Below are 16577 nucleotides of genomic sequence, written 5' to 3' on the forward strand. Positions count from 1 at the left end.
GACCGAATGAAAGATCAAATAGCCGAGTCGGCTCTGCGCCCGGTCCGGGCAACCGCCCATTGCGCCGTCGCCGCCTTCGCTCTCGTCGGCGCCGCCTGGACGGCCCGAGCGGTCTGGCAGATCCGCCTCGCGGCAGCGGGACAGCCGTCGTCCGGACCACCGGACCAGGGCGACGGCTGGCACCGCCCGCTGACCGCCCTGGAGGACGCGTACCACTTCGTCAGTTCCCTGGGTGACGCGGCCACGGTGCTCTGCGCCATCGTGTTCCTGATGTGGCTGGGGCGCGTCCGGGACAACGCACTCGCTCTTTCCTCGCAGCGGCTGCGCTACTCCTGGCCCTGGGCCTACCTCGGCTGGATCGTCCCCATCGCGAACCTGTGGATTCCCCGCGCCCTGATCGCCGACATTCACCGCACCGGCGCCCCGGAGCGGCCCCTGCCCAGCGTCGTGAACTGGTGGTGGGCACTGTGGCTGGTGGGGCTGGTCAGTGGAGTGGGGTTGATGTACACCGACTCCACGGATGAGGTCATCGCGCGTGCCTACAGCGATCTCGGGCTGCTGCTGGCGGCCGACGCGGCCCTCGTGGGTGCCGCCGTGGCCGGCGCCCTGATGGTCCGTGCCCTCAGCGCGGTCCAGGAGGACCGTATGGAAGAAGTCTCGCGGCACGGCGCCACGCCGACCGACTAGGCCGCGGCACACGAGCAAGCGGCGCGACGCTCTCCCCGCACCCGCACCCACGCCCGCCGGCGGTCCCGTACACACAGGACCGTCGGCGGGCGGCTGCGTTCAGGCGCTCCGCTGGACGATGTCGACCATCCAGGGAATGCCGAAGCGGTCCGTGCACATGCCGAACACGTCGCCCCACATCTGCTTCTCGAAGGGCACGGACACCGAGCCGCCTTCGGAGAGCTTCTCCCAGTAGCCACGCAGTTCGGCGTCGTCGTCGCCGCTCAGGCTCACCGAGAAGTTGGTGCCGGGGTTGACCGGCATCCCGGGCGGACTGTCGGCGCCCATCAAGGTGAACCCGCCCGGGGTCTCCAGCATGCCGTGCATGATCTTGTCGGCGTTCGGCGCGTCCCCCTGGCCGAACTCACCGTAGGTGTTGACGGTCAGCGTGCCGCCGAAGACCTCCTTGTAGAACTCCAACGCCTGCCTGGCGTCGCCGTCGAAGTTGAGGTACGGGTTGAGGCGCGAGGCCATGGATCCTCCCGGAATGTGGCTGGAAAGCCGCTGTCAAGGACGCTAGCGCGCGGCACTGACAACGGCCCGTCCCGGAGGCCCACACGGGGCAAACACCAGCCGTCGTCAACTCAGGTGCGCGAAGACCACGAGGTTCTCCGTGTAGTCCTTGGCCTGGCGGTCGTAGTCCCCGGCGCAGGTGATGAGACGGACCTGCGCCTGCGGGGTGTCGGCGTACACCCGCTTGCTGGGGAAGTCGTCCTTGTGGAAGGTCTCCACGCTGTCGACCACGAACGTCGCCCTGCGCCGGTCGGCCCGCTTCACATAGAACCGGTCGCCCTCCTCCAGCTCGCCGAGCTCCGCGAACACCGCCGGAGACGTCGCCGTGTCCACGTGCCCGGCGATGATCGACGTGCCCGGCTCACCGGGGGAGACGCCCTTGGCGTACCAGCCCACGAGATTGACGTCGTCGGCCGGAGGGGGTTCGAGTTCACCGGACGAGCCGATGGCGAGCGAGGTGAAGGGCGCGTCGACCGAGATCTTGGGGATGCGCAGACGGGTCGGTCTGGCCCGGGGCAGATGTTTTCCGGCCCGGGGCGTCACGGACGGGGACGACGTGGCGGCCGGAGCCGCATGGTGCGCGTGCCCGGTGGCGGGCGGCTGGTCCTCACCGCCGAGCACGCTCACCGCCACGACGACGACGGCAACCGCGCTCCAGAAGATCGTCGAGCCTCTGCGGGATCTCAGCCACGAAGGCACTGGTTCAGCATCGGTAGGGGAAGGAGGGCTGGCTGACATCGGACACCATCTCACTCGGGCGGGGCAGCGGAGACATCACGCAGGAGGGGCGAGCCGGGCCGCCGCGACGTGAGAGGTACGTGCGGCGGCCGCGGCGGTTATGTCGTCGGGCATCGGTCAGGCCATGCCTTCGGAGGCCTTCTTCCGCCGCAACACGTACAGACCGGTACCGGCCACCGCCAGCACCGCCAGCCCGGCGGTCGTCACCTCCGGTGAGGCGAGCGCGCCGCCTCCGGTGTGCACACCACCGTGCGGCTTGTCGTGGTCGGACTTCCAGGGCTCCTCGTGGTCGCCGCGCCCCGCGTCCCGGTCGTGGTCACCGCCGTCGTGCCCACCCTCGCGACCGCCGTCGTGCTCGCCCTCGCGGCCACCGTCGTGGTCGCCGCCCCAGTCCTTGCCGTGCTCACCGTCGTGGTCGTCACGGTAGGTGTCCGGGTCGTGCTTGGGGTCCTTGGCCTCGGCCCAGCCGTCCTCGTTGTTCACCAGGGCCAGCGCTCCGCCACCCGTGTGCATTCCGCCGCGCGGCGAGTCGTGGCTGCTGTCCTTGTCGTGCTTCTTGCCGTAGGAAGAGTCTTCGTCGTGCTCCTTGCTGTAGGAGGAGTCCTCGTGGTCCCACTCACCCGTCGAATCGGCGTAGGCGGGTGCGGCGATCGCGAGCGCGGCCGTGGCCGCAGCCGCGGCCAGCATGCGTGCTGAACGCATCTGTGAATCCTTCCGTCACACCCGGGCAGCTGACGCTTCGCCAGCTGAAGTGACCCGGCCTTGACGTGATCCACCGTCAGCCGAACCCGACCGTCCCACCATCCGGGGCGATCACACGGGTTAAGCCCGCACCCCGGACGGCGGCATGCCGCCGCGGCGAGCCGACCCGGGAGGGCCGTACGAACGCAACGAAGCAGTCGTTATGGATGACCTCGCCGCCCAGGGGGCGCACGAGGTGCTGGGTTGAGCCCTGTATGCGCCCCGCAGGCGTGGGTAAGAATGCGCCATAGGAGTGATCATGTGAGCGGGGTGTCCTGGTACCTCCCCCACCGCGAACTTTCCGGGAAAGCAGGTCGGTTGCCGTGCAGTTGCGTCTGCCCACGTCCATACCCGAAGCGCAGGAGTGCCTCATTGACGGGGCGGTGCCGATAGGCGGGGCGACTCTCGTGTGGGCCATCTGGCAGCGGGACGGGTTTCCCGAGCAGGCCGTGTCGCTGCGTCGGCTGCCGGAGGCGAACACGATCGGGCCCGTGGAGCTGGGCGCGGCCGTCGTGCTGCACGAGGTCGACGACCGTGTGCCGGAGGTACTGCGCCAGGCGGCGTCCGGTGTCGGGACCGGAGCGGTGCGCCGCACGGCCACGGTCGGCGGCAATCTGGTCGGCAGCACACTGCGCTGCCTGCTGCCCGCGGCATCCGTACTGGACTCCCGTGCCGTGGTGCTGGAACCGGACGGCGTCTACGAAACCGACCTCGCCGAGGTGCTGGCCAAGCGCCTCCTGCTGGTCGGCCTGCGCTGGCGCGAGCCGATCGTCAGCGGCTACCGCAAGCTGGAGGGCGAGGCCGGCGGACCGCCGCCCTTCGTCGTCGCCTCCGCCGTGCACGCCGAAGACGGCGAGCGCAACCGTCTGCGCGTCGCCGTCCGCGACGGCTACGAGGTCCTCACCGGCAGCACCCCATGTGCCGCCGACACCGCGGACGTGCTCGACGCCCTGCACCGCACCGACCTCGGCACCCTGCACGCCACCGCATGGGATGCCGTCCGGCACCACGTCACCGAACAGCTGGCCCGCGTCTGAGGGTGGCTCAGGCCCCGCTCTCCGGGTCACAGCACCCTTCGCGCCGCATCCGGTGACTGACCTCCAGCCAGTCCTGCGCGGAGGACGCGCCGTACGGCCGCGCGGAGTCGAAGGCGTCGACCAGGTCCGCCTGCTCGAAGAGGACGCCGCCGCGCAGGACCGCCGGCGTGCGGATCAGGGTGGCGAAGTCGGTGAACGGGTCGCCGTCGACGAGGGTGAGGTCGGCGAGCTTGCCCTCCTCCACCGTGCCCAGATCGGCGTCGGCGCCGAAGACCCTCGCGGGCAGCACAGTCGCGGTACGCAGCGCTTCGACAGGCGACAGTCCGGCGCGGTGCAGTGCGCGCAGCACCAGGTGCAGATGCAGCCCGACCGGGACGATCGGCTGATCGGTGCCGAGCGCGATCAGCCCGCCGCCCGCCAGGATCCGCCGGTACACGTCCATCTCCACGGACAGCGTTGCCAGTTGGGCGTCGGTGGGCGCCAGCGCGGCCTGCTGCCGTACCAGTGCGGTGTCCCACGGCGGCATGAGCACGGTGACGCGTGGGTCGTCCGCGAGCGCGGGATCGGCGCCCAGCAGGGGAAATGCCGTGAACGGGGTGGCGACGAGATGGAAGCCGGCCCGGGTGTAGATCTCCACGACGTCCTGGTAGGCCCGCCCCGAGGCGCTGGTCGCATGCCCGAACTCCAGTCGCTGCGTGGCCTGTAGATGGGTCGTCAGATCCTGGCCCAGCTGCACTCCCGGGGAGCACAGATGGCTGCCGCTGCGCACACCGAGCCGGTCGTGCCCGAAGTCGGCGGCCTCTTTCATCACCCAGCCCGGGGCACGTACGTACGTCTTCACGAAGTCCCAGTCCAGCGCGGCCCCACGCTCCAGTGAGCGGCGCAGGCCCTCGGGGGTGCGGTGGGCGCGGCCCATGCTGTAGGCGACGCGTGTGCCGTCCAGGAGTTCGCCGGTGGCCAGCAGCCGGGGTCCGGCGAGGGCGCCGGCGGCGACCGCCTCCCTGACGCGGGCCTGCTCGTAGGCGAATCCCCCCAGCGAGACGGCCGTCGTGACGCCGTAGGCGACTTGGAGCGCGGTCTGGCGGCCACCGTAGGTGGACTGCCAGGGGTGGGTGTGCGCGTCCCACAGCCCCGGGATCACCGTGCGCTCGCTCGCGTCGATGTGGCGTGCGGCCCGGCGTCCGGCGCGGTGGGCGGAGACCTCCGCGACACGGCCGTCACGGACCACGACATCGATGTCCTCGCGGACCTCCGACCCCGTGCCGTCCCAGAGGCGGCCCGCGTGCACGACCGTGTCGGCCGGCCGCGGTCGGCGGTAGTCCAGCGGGACGCGGACGGTGCGGGCCTTGCCGCTTGCGATGTCGATCAGGCGCAGTGTGCCCGCGGAGAGATACAGCAGGGTGCGGGAGTCGGCGGACCAGGACGGGTGGTCGGCGGGTTCGGTGGTGAGCGGGCGGGGCTCGCCGTCGGGGGTGCCGTCGGGCCGGACCGGCAGCAGCCACAGCGCCGACTCGACGACCACGGCCATCCAGCGGCCGTCCGGGGACCAGACGGGCCCGGAGTCGTAGCGGTCGGAGAGCGAGGTGTGCCGGGCGAAGGCGTGCAGGGCGGCGGTCCCGGTGGTCGTGTCGACGACTCGGATGAGGTTGTAGCCCTCGCGGAAGCGCTGGTTGAGGCGGTTGCGGTCGCACAGCGCCAGGTACCGGCCGTCGGGCGACCAGCTGGGGCGGCCGGGCAGCCCGCCCGATCCGAGCGGGGCGGCGAGGATCCGTTCGGTGCCGTCGGACAGCTCGCGCAGCACGAGGTTGCCGGACATGTCCAGGCAGGCCAGCCGGGTGCCGTCGGGTGAGAGGGCGGGGAAGACCCGGCCGCCCTCGGCGAGCACGGTCTCCTTGCCGGAGGCGAGGTCGTGGCGCCGTACGCCGAACAGGCCGTCGCGGTCGTCGGCGTACACCAGCGCGGTTCCGTCGGGCGTCCACGTCGGCGCCAACACATAGCGGGTGGTGGGGACTTGGAGGACCTTGTGCGGTGCGCGGCCGCCCTTGGTGTCGGCGGTCCACAGCGCGTTGAGCGCGGCGAAGGCGACGGTGCGGCCGTCCGGGGACAGGGCGGGCAGGTGCAACGCGCGGACGGGTCGGGTGCCGGCGCCGTCGAAGTCGTACGCCTTGCCCCGGTAGCGCGGCCGGTCCACGGACAGCGTGGCCGCGAAGGGGATCTCCTCGCCGTCGCCGGGTGTGCCGGGGTCGATGAGCCGGAAGTGGCCGTCGACGGTGAGGAGCAGCCGCTCGTCGTCCGCCCAGCGCGGCGGTGCCGGCAGGACGTCGCCCTCGACGGCGACCGGCTCACCGTCCACGACCAGGGTGCAGGAGGCGGCGGGTGCGGCCGTGGTGCGCAAGTAGGCCAGGCGTCCGGCGGGCGAGACGGCGGGGGTCATGACCTGGGCGCCGGTGTCGTCCTTGTGCTCGGTGCCGACACGGCCCGAGCCGTCGGCGGCCACCGACGCCACGGTGGTCGCGCTGAGGGTGCCCGCGGCGGTGACGGCCCCGCGGACGAACAGCACCCGCTCACCGTCCGGCGACCACGTGGGGTCGAAGTCCTCCCAGCCGGCGTCCTGCCCGGGACCTTCCTGGCCGGGACGCCCGGTGAGCCGGGTCAGCGCTCCGGTGCGCACGTCCACGATCCAGATGCGGTACGGGGCACCGGTCACGGTGTCGCCACCGCGTTCGGAGGCGAACGCGATCCGGGTGCCGTCCGGTGACCAGGCCGGAGCCCGGTCGTCCCACGGCCCGTCGGTGAGCTGTACCAGACCCGTGCCGTCGGGCCGCAGCGTCCAGAGGTGGAAGCCTCCGCCCCGGTACGCACACACGACGAGCCGGCTGCCGTCGGGCGAGAACTGCGGGCGCGTGGGTTCGAGGCCGGGCGGGGTGAGCGCGACGGCCGGGCCGCCGTCGCGCGGGACGGACCAGAGCACGTTCTGGACCTCGGCGATCAGCCGGTCGCCGGAGGGGGCGAGGGTCGCGGAGCCGCCGGTGGCCGCCGTGAAGGAGAGGGTCGTACCGGAAGAGGAGGCGGCGGCCGCGACCGGCGTGGTGACGGTGGCGAGCGCCGTGGCCGTGGCGGTGACCTGGAGGAATCTACGGCGGGAGAGGGGGCCGAAACGGAGGGCGGCCGAGGTGCCTTCGGTGTCCAAAAGAGCTCCCAGTGCACGGAGTTGGAGTGCCGGACAGGAGAGACCACTGAGGGCAACGTACGGGGCGGAGTCCGGCTGAGGACCCCGCCCCGGCGTTTCTCGGCCGATCTTGGCCTTCAGCGTTTCCGGTACACCGCGGTGACCTCGACCTCCACCAGCCAGCCCGGGACCGCCAGGGAGGCGACCTCCATCGTGGCCCGCGCCGGGCGGGCCTTGTTGGCGAGCAACGGCGGCTTCGGGGCGGAGGTACCCATGGGCACCGGGACGACCTGATGGGTCGTCAGGTCGATGTTGGCGAAATACTGCCGATAGGCGCGGTTCCAGCCCGCGTAGTCGGCGGTCGCGGCGCCGGGCGGCTTCATCAGATAGCACTTCATCGTGATGACGTCGGACGGGGTGAGCCCCGCCGCCGTGAGGTTGGACCTGATGTTGCGCAGCACGACGAGCGCCTGCGCCTCGGTGATCGTCACACCTTCGGCGCCCTCGGTGAGGGAGGGGTCGGTGTAGCGCTCCGGAGTGCCCTCCGGCGCGGCGGGGTTGAGCGCCGAAGGCCCGAGACCGCTGCTCTGGTACACGGCCACCTCGCCGCCCGTCGCCACGCCGTTGGCGATGGCCGGGTTGGACTGCCCGTCGGGCAGCATGACGCGCACCTCCTTCGAGCCGGGCCACCAGCCCCGGGCGTCGGCGAGCGCGCTGCCGCCCGTGAGGAGGGATGCGGTCAGTGCCGTACCGATGACGACCTTCGTACGTCGGTTCATGCGGCCATCGCCCTCTCATGGATGTCGGTCACGACCTTGCGGGCCGAGCTGAACGCGCCGTGCTGCCAGGCGATGACATGGCTGAGCCAGTCGCCCGCGAAGTGCACATGTCCCGCGGGCTGGTTGAGGAGCTTGTACTCGGGGCCGTTCTGCGAGGGCCAGGCCACCCAGCCGGCCTCGATGTACGGGGTGCGGTGCCAGGCCACGCTGAAGGAACGGTCGAGTTCGGTGCGGTACTTCTCACCGTGGATCCGCACACCGCGGCTCACCGCCCGCGCGAGGCGTTCCTCGTGCGGCAGGGCGCTGTACGCGAGGGCGTCGGCGCCGAAGTTGTAGTAGCCGATGAGGGTGCCGCGGCGCCCGAAGTGGCCGTAGGACGGGTACCAGATGGTGGCCAGGTCCGTGTCGGTGGGCGTGATGCCGCCGTAGATGTGCTCGTCGGTCTCCCACCAGCGGCTGCGGTACTCCAGGCCGATCTTGCCGACGGGTGTCGCGACCGGATACTTCAGTGCGGCCGTGATGTCCGCGCCGAGGTTGTGTGTGATGCGGGCCATGACCATGGGCGGTAGGGCGGCGACCACGAAGTCGGCGTGCCGGGTGCGGGTACGGCCCCGGGCGTCCCGGTAGGTGACGTCGGCGCCGTCCGCGAGGTTCTTCACCTCGAGTACCTGGGCGCCGTAGGTGATCCGGTCCCGTCCGATCGCCTCGGCCAGGGCGTACGGGATGGCATCCATGCCGCCCACGGGCTGGAACATGAGCATGGCCTGGTCGTAGCCGAACTCGAAGGAGAAGCGCTGTCCGACGCCGCTCGCGATGACGTCCGACAGCGAGGGCACCGGCCCCAGCACCGTGCCCTCCTCGAACGCGGCCCCCGGCTCGACGGAGTAGCCACGCCGGTCGGTGCCGGTGTAGGCGTAGCCGTCCGCCTTGCCCTTGATGGCGCCGAAGTTCTGGAGGAACGCGATCAGCCGCTCCTTGTCGGCGGTGGTGAGCTGCGCGTCTAGGGCGCCCTGGTCGGTGGCCTTGGCGAGGAGTTCGGAGACGTAGCCGTAGACGTCGGCCTTCGCGGTGCGCCAGCGGATCGGCTGTCCCGCGAGGGCTGCGCTGCGTTCGTGGTAGATGTAGGCGTTGGCGTTCTGATTGGTGAACACCTCGACGGGGACGCCGAGTTCACGGCAGTACTCGAGCGTGATGTGCGACTGGGGCAGCCGGGCGGGCCCCGCGTTCATGTACTGGCCCTTGGAGAACGACGCGGTCTGCTTGCGGCCGTCCAGATCGGTCAGGGTCGTGCCGCCGCGCACCGTCCAGTTGCGGCCGCCGGGCCGGTCCTTCGCCTCCAGGATGCGGCAGTCGTACCCCGCCTTGCCGAGTTCGTACGCCGTGGCCAGGCCGGCGATGCCGCCGCCGAGGACCAGGACCTGCTTCGCACTGCGCCCGCTGAGTGCGAAGTCGCTCTTGCGAGGCGCCCGGTACTCCGCGGCCCGTACGTCCGGCACCGGCGCGAGGCCCAGCGCCCCCATCGCCGAGTAGAGCACCCCCGCACCGCCGGCCATCCCCACGGAACGCAACAGGTCCCGCCGAGATGCCATGGATCTCTCGTCCGCCATGCAGTCCTCCCAGCCCGCGCCCACGGTCCGGACGCGACATCGTCCGATCAACCCGGTCACGTGGGGGGCGAGTTGTTGCTGAGACCGGAGGTACCGCACGAGCCTCCGTCAGGAGTGTTACAGCGCCGCACCAATGACGTATCCATGGCATGAGCATGCGAGCGGACCGAACGCGCCCGGGAGCCGGCCGCTGCCCTAATCTGTGCGGGTGAACGCACCAGGGGACATGGTCGACGGACGCTTCGAGCTGCTCGAACGGCTCGGCAGCGGGGGGATGGGCACGGTGTGGCGGGCCCGGGACACCGTGCTGCATCGCGAGGTCGCCCTCAAGGCCGTACGCCCGGACGCGGAGGCCTCCCCGGTCGTACGCGAGCGGGTCATGCGCGAGGCCAGGGCACTGGCGCGGCTCAACAGCCCGCATGTGGTGACGGTGCATCAGATCATCGAGGCGGAGCCCCACCCGTGGATCGTGATGGAGCTGGTGCCGGGCATTTCGCTCCAACAGCGGCTGGCCGACGGTCCGTTGGACCCGGTGGAGGCGGCGCGGATCGGCCGTCAGGTGCTCTCCGGTCTGCGCACCGCGCACGCGGCCGGCATCCGGCACCGGGACGTCAAACCCGCGAACATCCTGCTCGGTCCCGACGGCACGGCCGTGCTCACCGACTTCGGCATCGCCGCTCTCCAAGGCGCCGGCACGCTGACGGCCACGGGCGAGTTCGTCGGCTCACCCGAGTACATCGCTCCCGAATGCCTCCGCGGGCGCGACGACAACCCGGCGTCCGACCTGTGGTCCCTGGGGCTGGTCCTGTATGTGTGCGTGGAGGGGGTGAGTCCGCTGCGCCGCGCGAGCACGCTCGCCACGCTGACCGCCGTGCTGGAGGACCCGGTGCCCCCACCCGTGCGCTCCGGCCCGCTCGCCCCCGTGCTCCAGGCCCTTCTGGTGCACGACCCGGCGGCCCGCCCCCGCGCCGAGCAGCTGGACGCGATGCTGGAGCAGGTCGAGTCCGGCGCCGCACCGCTCTGGGTGCGGCCGACGCTCACCGCCGCGACCATGCCGACGCCGGCGCCCACGCCCCAGGACACCACGCGCCCCGCGCAGTCGGCCCGCCGTCGTACGCCGGTCCTCGTCGCCGTGACCGCCGTGCTGGCCGTCGGCGCGGCCGTCGCCCTCGTCCTCGCCCTGCGCGGCACCGGCGACGAGAAGAAGCACGTCGGCGGTGCCGCGGAGAGCGGCACCGCCGAGACCGGTTCCTCCGCACCGGGCGCCGTCACCACTCCCCCGAGCCCGTCGCCCACACCGACCCCGTCCGCGTCGCCGTCCGCCGCACCGGCCGGGAACGGCGGCTGGATCGCCCAGCTCCACTCCGAACCGTTCTCCTCGGGCACCGCGGCCCGCGATCAGCGCCTCGCCCAGATCCGTGCGTCCGTGCCCGAGGCCGTCTTCGTCCGCAGTGACGACTACGCCTCCCTCCGCCCGGGCTTCTGGGTGATCTACGCCCCGGGCCCCTTCACCGACGGTCGCGCGGCGCTGGCCTTCTGCGCCGAGCGCGGCCGTACCACGGCGAACGGGTGCATGGGCCGCTATCTGAGCGCGAGCCCGGCCGATTTCGCCCTCCAGTGCCGGCCCCCGGCGACGAACCCGACGGGGCGGTGCACCCGCGACTCCGACTGATCCGGTCCGGCGACGGTCCCCGCGATCTCCCCGCCGAAATTCAATTGTCCCGCCCACCTCCCTGCCCCTAGCGTGCTGCACGTGGGAATCAACGCGATCGTGAACTCCGGTCTCGGCCGGGGCTGCGCGCAGGCCATGCGGCCGCGCCGCGCCCCCGGTGCCCTGACCGGCCCGGGGAACCACGCCTTCTGACGGTTGCACCGTAGGGCTTTCCTCTCCTCATCCTCCTGTCTCCGGTCGGGGCCTTCGTCTGCCCGTATGCCCTTCACGGAAGACAAGGACCGCAGGCCATGGCCCGCACCATTCGCGCTTCCCGCGCGCTTTCGCAGAACTTTCTGGCCGACCACGCCACCGCCGACCGGCTCGCCCGGCTCGCCGTCCCGTATCCGCGGCGGGACACCCTCGTCGTCGAAGTGGGTGCGGGACAGGGCGCGTTGACCGAGTCGCTCGCCCCCCGCTGTCGGGAGCTGCTCGCCTACGAGATCGACCCCCGGCTCGTTCCGGGGCTGCGCGCCCGGTTCGGCACCGCTCCTCACGTCCGGGTCATCGGCGGCGACTTCCTCGCCGCAAGGCCCCCGCGTGCCCCCTTCTCCGTCGCCGGGAACGTGCCCTTCTCCCGTACCGCGGACGTCGTCGACTGGTGCCTGCGGGCCCCCGCGCTGACGGACGCCACGCTCCTCACGCAGCTCGAGTACGCCCGTAAACGCACCGGGGACTACGGGAGTTGGACCCTGCTGACGATCCGGAGCTGGCCGCGCCACGAGTGGCGGTTCCTCGGACGCGTCGCCCGGACCCGGTTCCGGCCGGTGCCCCGGGTCGACGCCGGGGTCGTACGCATCGAGCGCCGCCGCACCCCGCTGATCGCCCCGGACGCGTACGGCTCCTGGTCGCGCCTGGTCGAGCTGGGCTTCTCGGGGGTCGGCGGCTCCTTGCACGCCTCGTTGCGCCGCGCCCATCCCGGGCGCCGCGTCGACGCGGCGTTCCGGGCCGCGCGCCTCCCTCCGCGCACGCTGGTCGGCGAGGCGTCACCGGGGCAGTGGCTGCGGCTGCACGAGGTCCTCGCGGCCGGCTGAGCGCCGGTGCCGCACAGGCCGCGGCATCAACTCACATGACATGCAACCCCGAAGCGATCCGGGCCCTCTAAACGAAGGCAGAGGGCGACGCACGCAGAGGAGTGGTCCGTTGGACGGCATCGAGTCTTCCGCCGTGGGTGCCGCGTCCCAGGACGGGCGGCCCCGGCGCGGGGTGTCCCGCCGCGGGTTCATGGTCTACACGCTCGCCGCGTCCACACTGACCGTCGCGGCCCCCCTCGGCTGCGACGGGCCGCGGGCGGAGGGTGCCGAGACGGCCGCTCAGGGCACGCGCGGGGCTTCCGACGTCGTCGTGCGGGGCACCGACGACGAGATGCTCGTCCTGGAGGTCACCGAGGCGAACAAGGTGGTCGTACGGCTGCCGCGGGTCGAGGTCGGCCAGGGCATCACGACCGCGGTCGCCATGATGGTCGCCGAGGAGCTGGACGCCCGGCTGGTGGACGTGCGCATCCCGCTCGCCGACGCCCGCACCAAGGGCAACCAGTTCACTGGCGGTTCGAGCTCGGTGAGCTCGCTGTACGGCCCCGCGCGCCGGCTGGCGGCCACCGCACGCGCCCGGCTCGTGACCGCGGCCGCCCGGCGGTGGCATCTCCCGGCGCGGACCCTGCGTACCCGGGACACCATGGTCGTCGCGCCGGACGGACGTACGGCCACGTACGGGTCCCTGACAGCGGTCGCCGCCGGAGTCCGCCGTCCGGCCGTCCCCAGCAAGCCGAAACCGGCGTCCCGGCACCGGGTGATCGGGCGGCCGACGAGCCGGATCGACGCGCGGGACATCGTCACCGGCCGGGCGAAGTACACCGGAGACCTGTCGGTGGCCGGAGCGAAGCCGACCGTCGTGGCCCGGCCGCCGACGCTGGGCGGGAAGGTCGTCTCGGTGGACGCGCGGGCGGCGCGCGCGATGCCTGGGGTCCTGAAGGTCGTCAAGGTGGACACCGGTGTCGCCGTCGTGGCGGAGTCCTTCCACCACGCCTTCAAGGCCAGGGACGCCCTGCGGATCAAGTGGGCTCCGGGTCCGCTGGCGCGGCTGTCCGACGCCGCGATCCGCAGCCGGCTGCGGGCTGCCGTCCCCGCTCTCGGGGCACCGCCGAGCGGATCGGCACAGGTCGCGGCCGAGTTCGAGTTCGCCTTCGTCAGCCATGCGCCGATGGAGGTGCTGACCGCGGTGGCGGACGTGCGCGCCGGTCGGGCCGAGATCTGGTTCTCGTCCCAGGGCCCCATGGGCGCACGGGACACCATCGCCTCGGTCGTGGGCGTGCCGGCCTCGAAGGTGAAGGTCCATGTGGTGCGGGGCGGCGGATCGTTCGGACGGCGGCTCAACGACGACGTGGCGATAGAGGCGGCCCTGATCTCGAAGGCCGCCCGGCTGCCGGTGAAGCTGATGTGGAGCCGCGCCGACGACACCCGGCACGGCAGGATGCGCCCCGCCTCCCACCATCGGATCCGGGCCAGCCACGCGCGGGGCAGGGTGGTGGCGTTCGCCCATGCGACGGCCTCGGTGAGTGAGTCGTACGACGAGAAGGGGCTGACCGGCCAGGGCGGCGCTACCCCGCTGCCCAGTGACAGCGGCCTCTACAACTTCGGGCGTCTGTCCGGGGATTCGGGCTCGGTGGAGCTGGCGATGCCGCTGGGCGCCTGGCGTTCCGTGGACTCGGGGACGGTGCGGACCGCGGAGGAGATCGTCGTCGACGAGGTCGCCCGGAGCCTGGGCAAGGATCCGGTCGCCTTCCGCCGTACGACACTCAGGAGCAAGGCCGTCAAGGCCGTACTGGACAAGGTCGCCACCGCCGGGAACTGGGGCCGGCCGCTGCCGAACGGGCAGGCGCAGGGAGTGGCCGTACACGAGGAGTACGGCTCCTGCGTGGCCTGTCTGGTCGAGATCGACGCCACCGATCCGAAGCAGCCCCGGGTGACCAGGGTCGTCATGGCGGCCGACGTCGGAACGGCCGTCAATCCGCGCGGTCTTGAGGCCCAGCTCATGGGCACCGCGGTCGACGGTATCTCCACCGTGCTCCAGGCCGGACTGCACATCGACCGGGGCGCCGTCCGCGAGGGCAGCTTCGCCGACTTCCGCTACGCCCGCCAGCAGCACGCCCCGCTCCACTTCGAGGCGCACATCCTGCCCTCCCGCCGGGAACCCGGCGGAGCCGGCGAACTCGGTGTCCCGGCCGCGGCCGGCGCCGTCGCCAACGCCTATGCCCGCGCGACCGGGACCCGGCCCCGCCGCTTCCCGGTCGACTTCTGAGAAGGTGCCGATGCCGTCCTACTCCTTCGTCCTGAACGGCAAGCCGGTCACCGTCGAGGCACCGGCCGACATGCCGCTGCTGTGGGTGCTGCGCGACCTGCTGGACGTCACCGGCCCCAAGTACGGCTGCGGTGTCGGCGTCTGCCGTGCCTGCACCAGCCATCTCGACGGCGCGGAGATCCAGCCCTGTGTCGTCCCCGTGGCCGACTGCGCGCGACGCGAGGTCACCACCATCGAGGGCCTGGCCGACGGCGACACCCTGCACCCCGTCCAACAGGCCTGGCTCGACGTGGACGTGGCGCAGTGCGGCTTCTGCCAGCCGGGCCAGATCATGGCCGCGGCGGCACTGCTGAAGCGGACGCCCGAACCGAGCGACGCCGACATCGACCGGATCGAGAACGTCTGCCGCTGCGGCACCTACTCCCGGATCCGCGAAGCGATCAAGAAGGCGGCGGCGCAGGACTGATCCGCCTCAGTCGTCCGCGATCAGCTCCACGGGCGTGGCGATGACGTCCACGAGGGCACCGCCGCGCAGTGCGGTCAGCGCGAGTGGACGCCCGATGGCGTCCTCCAGCATCAGGCGCTGGAGTGTCTGCGCGCTGGTCACGGGCTCGCCTCCCGCGGTGATCAGCAGATCACCGGTGCGCAGCCCGGCACGGGCGGCGGGAGAGGCGGGTACGACCTCGACGATGCGCAGGCCGGTGCGCCGGCCGGTCCGCTCCCGCAGCGGTGGCGGCAGCGGGGCGGGGGTACCGGCCACCCCGAGACAGGCGCGGCGCACCCTGCCGTGGGCGAGCAGGGTGGCGACGATCTGCCGGCTGGTCGCGTTGATCGGGATGGCCAGGCCGAGGCCGACCTCGGCGATCGCGGTGCTGATGCCGACGACCCGCCCGTCGGCGGTGGCGAGTGCGCCGCCGGAGCTGCCCGGGTGGAGCGTGGCGTCGGTCTGGACGACGTCGTCGATGATGCGGCCGGCCGCACCGGCACTGGTGGGCAGCGACCGCCCCAGGGCGCTGACCACGCCGGCGGTGACGCTGCCGGCCAGTCCGAGCGGGTTGCCCACGGCCACCACCAGCTGGCCGACGCGCAGCCCGTCGGCCTCGCCCAGCCTGGCCGGGGGCGGGGTGGGACCGTCGGCGCGGACCACCGCGAGGTCGGACAGCGGATCGGCGCCGATGACGTGGAACGGGGTGGTCGTGCCGTCGGCGAACGACGCCGTGCCGGCGTCGGAGTGCCCGACGACATGGGCGTTCGTGAGCAGGAAACCGTCGTCGGTGAACACCACCGCGGAGCCGGTGCCGACCACGAACCGCCCTCTGGACCTGCGGTGCGCGACGTTCAGGGCCGCCACCTTGGGCGTGAGTTCGGCGGCGACCTCGGTGACGATCAGGGAGTAGGTGTCGAGTGCGGCCTGCTCCATGCCGGAGCGGTCGGGCTCGGAGACTGTCTCGGCCACGAGCGGTACCTTCCGCCTGCCCAAGGGACCCGCTTGCCCAAGGGGCTGATTACATGCTTACACCCTTGCGGCCGAAAAGGGCACCGGTCCTCACTCCGCCGGCTGTGCGGACGTCAGCACGCCGATCTTGTCGACACGGTGTTCGGGATTGCCCCTGTCGTCGCGCCAGTAGTTTCCGGCCGCGTTGTCCTCGGGGGTCAGACAGGTCGAGACGGTGATCATGGCCTGGGTGGGGCGCTCGCCCGGGGAGCCCGGCACGGCTGCCCGCTGCTCGGCGAGCGAGCGCGCGGAGCGGAAGGACGTCGTTCTGGTGTCGGTGATCTCGTACTCATAGCGCGTGCCGCCCGCTGTGACGAAGACCGGGTCGCCCACGTCAAGGTCCGGAAGCAGCCGCAGGGGGCCGCCGGCGGAGAGGCGGTGGGCCGTGACGAGGTAGTTGCCGACCTCCCCCGGGCCGACACCGCCCCGCTCGCCGTACGGGCTGGCCGCGAGGCCGCGGTTCTGGATCCGGGTGCCCGGTTCGTCGTCCGTCGTCCCCTCGTACGGGACGACGCGCAGGCCCTCGACGCCGATGTCCTCAATGGTCAGCGAGGCGGTCCGACGCGGGTCGCCGGTCTTGGGCGGAGCCGGCTGCGCCGAAGGGGACTGCTGTGGGGGTGCAGCCGATTTCGTCGCGGGGGACCACGATTCCCGGGCACGCGTCTGGTCGCCGGTGGTGCCCTCGCCGCCGGAGCAGCCGAGGAGCACGGCGATGCCGACGCCGGCCAGGAAAGCGGGACGCGCTCGGGAACGGGCCATGGCAC

Annotated in this window: 14 protein-coding genes; 6 read left to right on the plus strand and 8 right to left on the minus strand. The window is 72.2% G+C overall.

The genetic code is table 11. From position 1 onward, the window contains the following. Positions 1–6 precede the first annotated feature (6 nt). Positions 7–687, plus strand: coding sequence for a DUF4328 domain-containing protein (locus tag ACIHFB_RS03995; RefSeq protein WP_400125100.1), 681 nt, complete (start codon positions 7–9; stop codon positions 685–687). A 99-nt stretch (positions 688–786) separates the two neighbouring features. Here ACIHFB_RS03995 and ACIHFB_RS04000 read toward each other — a convergent pair whose 3' ends face one another. From ACIHFB_RS04000 to ACIHFB_RS04010, 3 genes are all read right to left on the minus strand, one after another. Next, complete coding sequence (locus tag ACIHFB_RS04000) at positions 787–1200, minus strand: VOC family protein (RefSeq protein WP_365269646.1); 414 nt, start codon at positions 1198–1200, stop codon at positions 787–789. A gap of 105 nt (positions 1201–1305) precedes the next feature. Further along, positions 1306–1977, minus strand: coding sequence for a class F sortase (locus tag ACIHFB_RS04005; protein WP_365269648.1), 672 nt, complete (start codon positions 1975–1977; stop codon positions 1306–1308). Between the two features lie 117 nt (positions 1978–2094). Next, positions 2095–2679 (minus strand): hypothetical protein, encoded by a 585-nt coding sequence (locus ACIHFB_RS04010; RefSeq protein ID WP_365269651.1) that lies wholly within the window; start codon positions 2677–2679, stop codon positions 2095–2097. A gap of 362 nt (positions 2680–3041) precedes the next feature. Here ACIHFB_RS04010 and ACIHFB_RS04015 point away from each other — a divergent pair, with 362 nt between their 5' ends. Continuing rightward, a complete protein-coding gene (locus ACIHFB_RS04015) occupies positions 3042–3755 on the plus strand; it encodes an FAD binding domain-containing protein (RefSeq protein ID WP_365269654.1) in 714 nt (237 codons plus the stop codon). 7 nt (positions 3756–3762) lie between these two features. Here ACIHFB_RS04015 and ACIHFB_RS04020 read toward each other — a convergent pair whose 3' ends face one another. The 3 genes from ACIHFB_RS04020 to ACIHFB_RS04030 all read right to left on the minus strand — a co-directional run bounded on the left by ACIHFB_RS04020 (position 3763) and on the right by ACIHFB_RS04030 (position 9310). After that, positions 3763–6945, minus strand: coding sequence for an amidohydrolase family protein (locus ACIHFB_RS04020; RefSeq protein ID WP_400125101.1), 3183 nt, complete (start codon positions 6943–6945; stop codon positions 3763–3765). 116 nt (positions 6946–7061) lie between these two features. Beyond that, positions 7062–7703 (minus strand): Rid family hydrolase, encoded by a 642-nt coding sequence (locus tag ACIHFB_RS04025; protein WP_400125102.1) that lies wholly within the window; start codon positions 7701–7703, stop codon positions 7062–7064. Beyond that, positions 7700–9310, minus strand: a complete 1611-nt coding sequence (locus tag ACIHFB_RS04030; RefSeq protein ID WP_400125103.1) for a flavin monoamine oxidase family protein — start codon at positions 9308–9310, stop codon at positions 7700–7702. Before ACIHFB_RS04030 ends, ACIHFB_RS04025 begins: the two co-directional genes overlap by 4 nt. A gap of 226 nt (positions 9311–9536) precedes the next feature. Here ACIHFB_RS04030 and ACIHFB_RS04035 point away from each other — a divergent pair, with 226 nt between their 5' ends. The 4 genes from ACIHFB_RS04035 to ACIHFB_RS04050 all read left to right on the plus strand — a co-directional run bounded on the left by ACIHFB_RS04035 (position 9537) and on the right by ACIHFB_RS04050 (position 14784). Further along, positions 9537–10982 carry a serine/threonine-protein kinase gene (locus tag ACIHFB_RS04035; protein WP_400125600.1) on the plus strand — a complete coding sequence of 482 codons (1446 nt, stop codon included), beginning with the start codon at positions 9537–9539 and terminating at the stop codon, positions 10980–10982. Positions 10983–11272: 290 nt separating this feature from the next. Further along, complete coding sequence (gene erm / locus ACIHFB_RS04040) at positions 11273–12055, plus strand: ErmE/ErmH/ErmO/ErmR family 23S rRNA (adenine(2058)-N(6))-methyltransferase (protein WP_400125104.1); 783 nt, start codon at positions 11273–11275, stop codon at positions 12053–12055. Between the two features lie 190 nt (positions 12056–12245). Beyond that, positions 12246–14318, plus strand: coding sequence for a molybdopterin cofactor-binding domain-containing protein (locus ACIHFB_RS04045; protein WP_400125602.1), 2073 nt, complete (start codon positions 12246–12248; stop codon positions 14316–14318). Positions 14319–14328: 10 nt separating this feature from the next. Further along, complete coding sequence (locus tag ACIHFB_RS04050; RefSeq protein ID WP_365269669.1) at positions 14329–14784, plus strand: (2Fe-2S)-binding protein; 456 nt, start codon at positions 14329–14331, stop codon at positions 14782–14784. 6 nt (positions 14785–14790) lie between these two features. Here ACIHFB_RS04050 and ACIHFB_RS04055 read toward each other — a convergent pair whose 3' ends face one another. Together ACIHFB_RS04055 and ACIHFB_RS04060 are read right to left on the minus strand one after the other, a co-directional pair. Next, positions 14791–15774: a trypsin-like peptidase domain-containing protein gene (locus ACIHFB_RS04055; protein ID WP_365269672.1), complete on the minus strand. Its 984-nt coding sequence runs from the start codon at positions 15772–15774 to the stop codon at positions 14791–14793. 90 nt (positions 15775–15864) lie between these two features. Continuing rightward, the gene (locus ACIHFB_RS04060) at positions 15865–16572 is read right to left on the minus strand and encodes a class E sortase (RefSeq protein ID WP_365269675.1); all 708 of its coding nucleotides are present in this window, start codon (positions 16570–16572) and stop codon (positions 15865–15867) included. Positions 16573–16577 lie beyond the last annotated feature (5 nt).

Origin of the sequence: Streptomyces sp. NPDC051963, assembly GCF_044593495.1 — a bacterium.
GTDB lineage: Bacteria > Actinomycetota > Actinomycetes > Streptomycetales > Streptomycetaceae > Streptomyces.

Excerpts from the sequence above, each read along its gene's own strand:
- ACIHFB_RS04045 (WP_400125602.1), top strand. The coding sequence starts at position 12,246 with ATGGTCTACACGCTCGCCGCGTCCACACTGACCGTCGCGGCCCCCCTC.
- ACIHFB_RS04025 (WP_400125102.1), bottom strand. The coding sequence starts at position 7,703 with ATGAACCGACGTACGAAGGTCGTCATCGGTACGGCACTGACCGCATCC.
- ACIHFB_RS03995 (WP_400125100.1), top strand. The coding sequence starts at position 7 with ATGAAAGATCAAATAGCCGAGTCGGCTCTGCGCCCGGTCCGGGCAACC.
- ACIHFB_RS04005 (WP_365269648.1), bottom strand. The coding sequence starts at position 1,977 with ATGTCAGCCAGCCCTCCTTCCCCTACCGATGCTGAACCAGTGCCTTCG.
- ACIHFB_RS04035 (WP_400125600.1), top strand. The coding sequence starts at position 9,537 with ATGGTCGACGGACGCTTCGAGCTGCTCGAACGGCTCGGCAGCGGGGGG.
- ACIHFB_RS04050 (WP_365269669.1), top strand. The coding sequence starts at position 14,329 with ATGCCGTCCTACTCCTTCGTCCTGAACGGCAAGCCGGTCACCGTCGAG.
- erm (WP_400125104.1), top strand. The coding sequence starts at position 11,273 with ATGGCCCGCACCATTCGCGCTTCCCGCGCGCTTTCGCAGAACTTTCTG.
- ACIHFB_RS04030 (WP_400125103.1), bottom strand. The coding sequence starts at position 9,310 with ATGGCGGACGAGAGATCCATGGCATCTCGGCGGGACCTGTTGCGTTCC.
- ACIHFB_RS04010 (WP_365269651.1), bottom strand. The coding sequence starts at position 2,679 with ATGCGTTCAGCACGCATGCTGGCCGCGGCTGCGGCCACGGCCGCGCTC.
- ACIHFB_RS04000 (WP_365269646.1), bottom strand. The coding sequence starts at position 1,200 with ATGGCCTCGCGCCTCAACCCGTACCTCAACTTCGACGGCGACGCCAGG.
- ACIHFB_RS04060 (WP_365269675.1), bottom strand. The coding sequence starts at position 16,572 with ATGGCCCGTTCCCGAGCGCGTCCCGCTTTCCTGGCCGGCGTCGGCATC.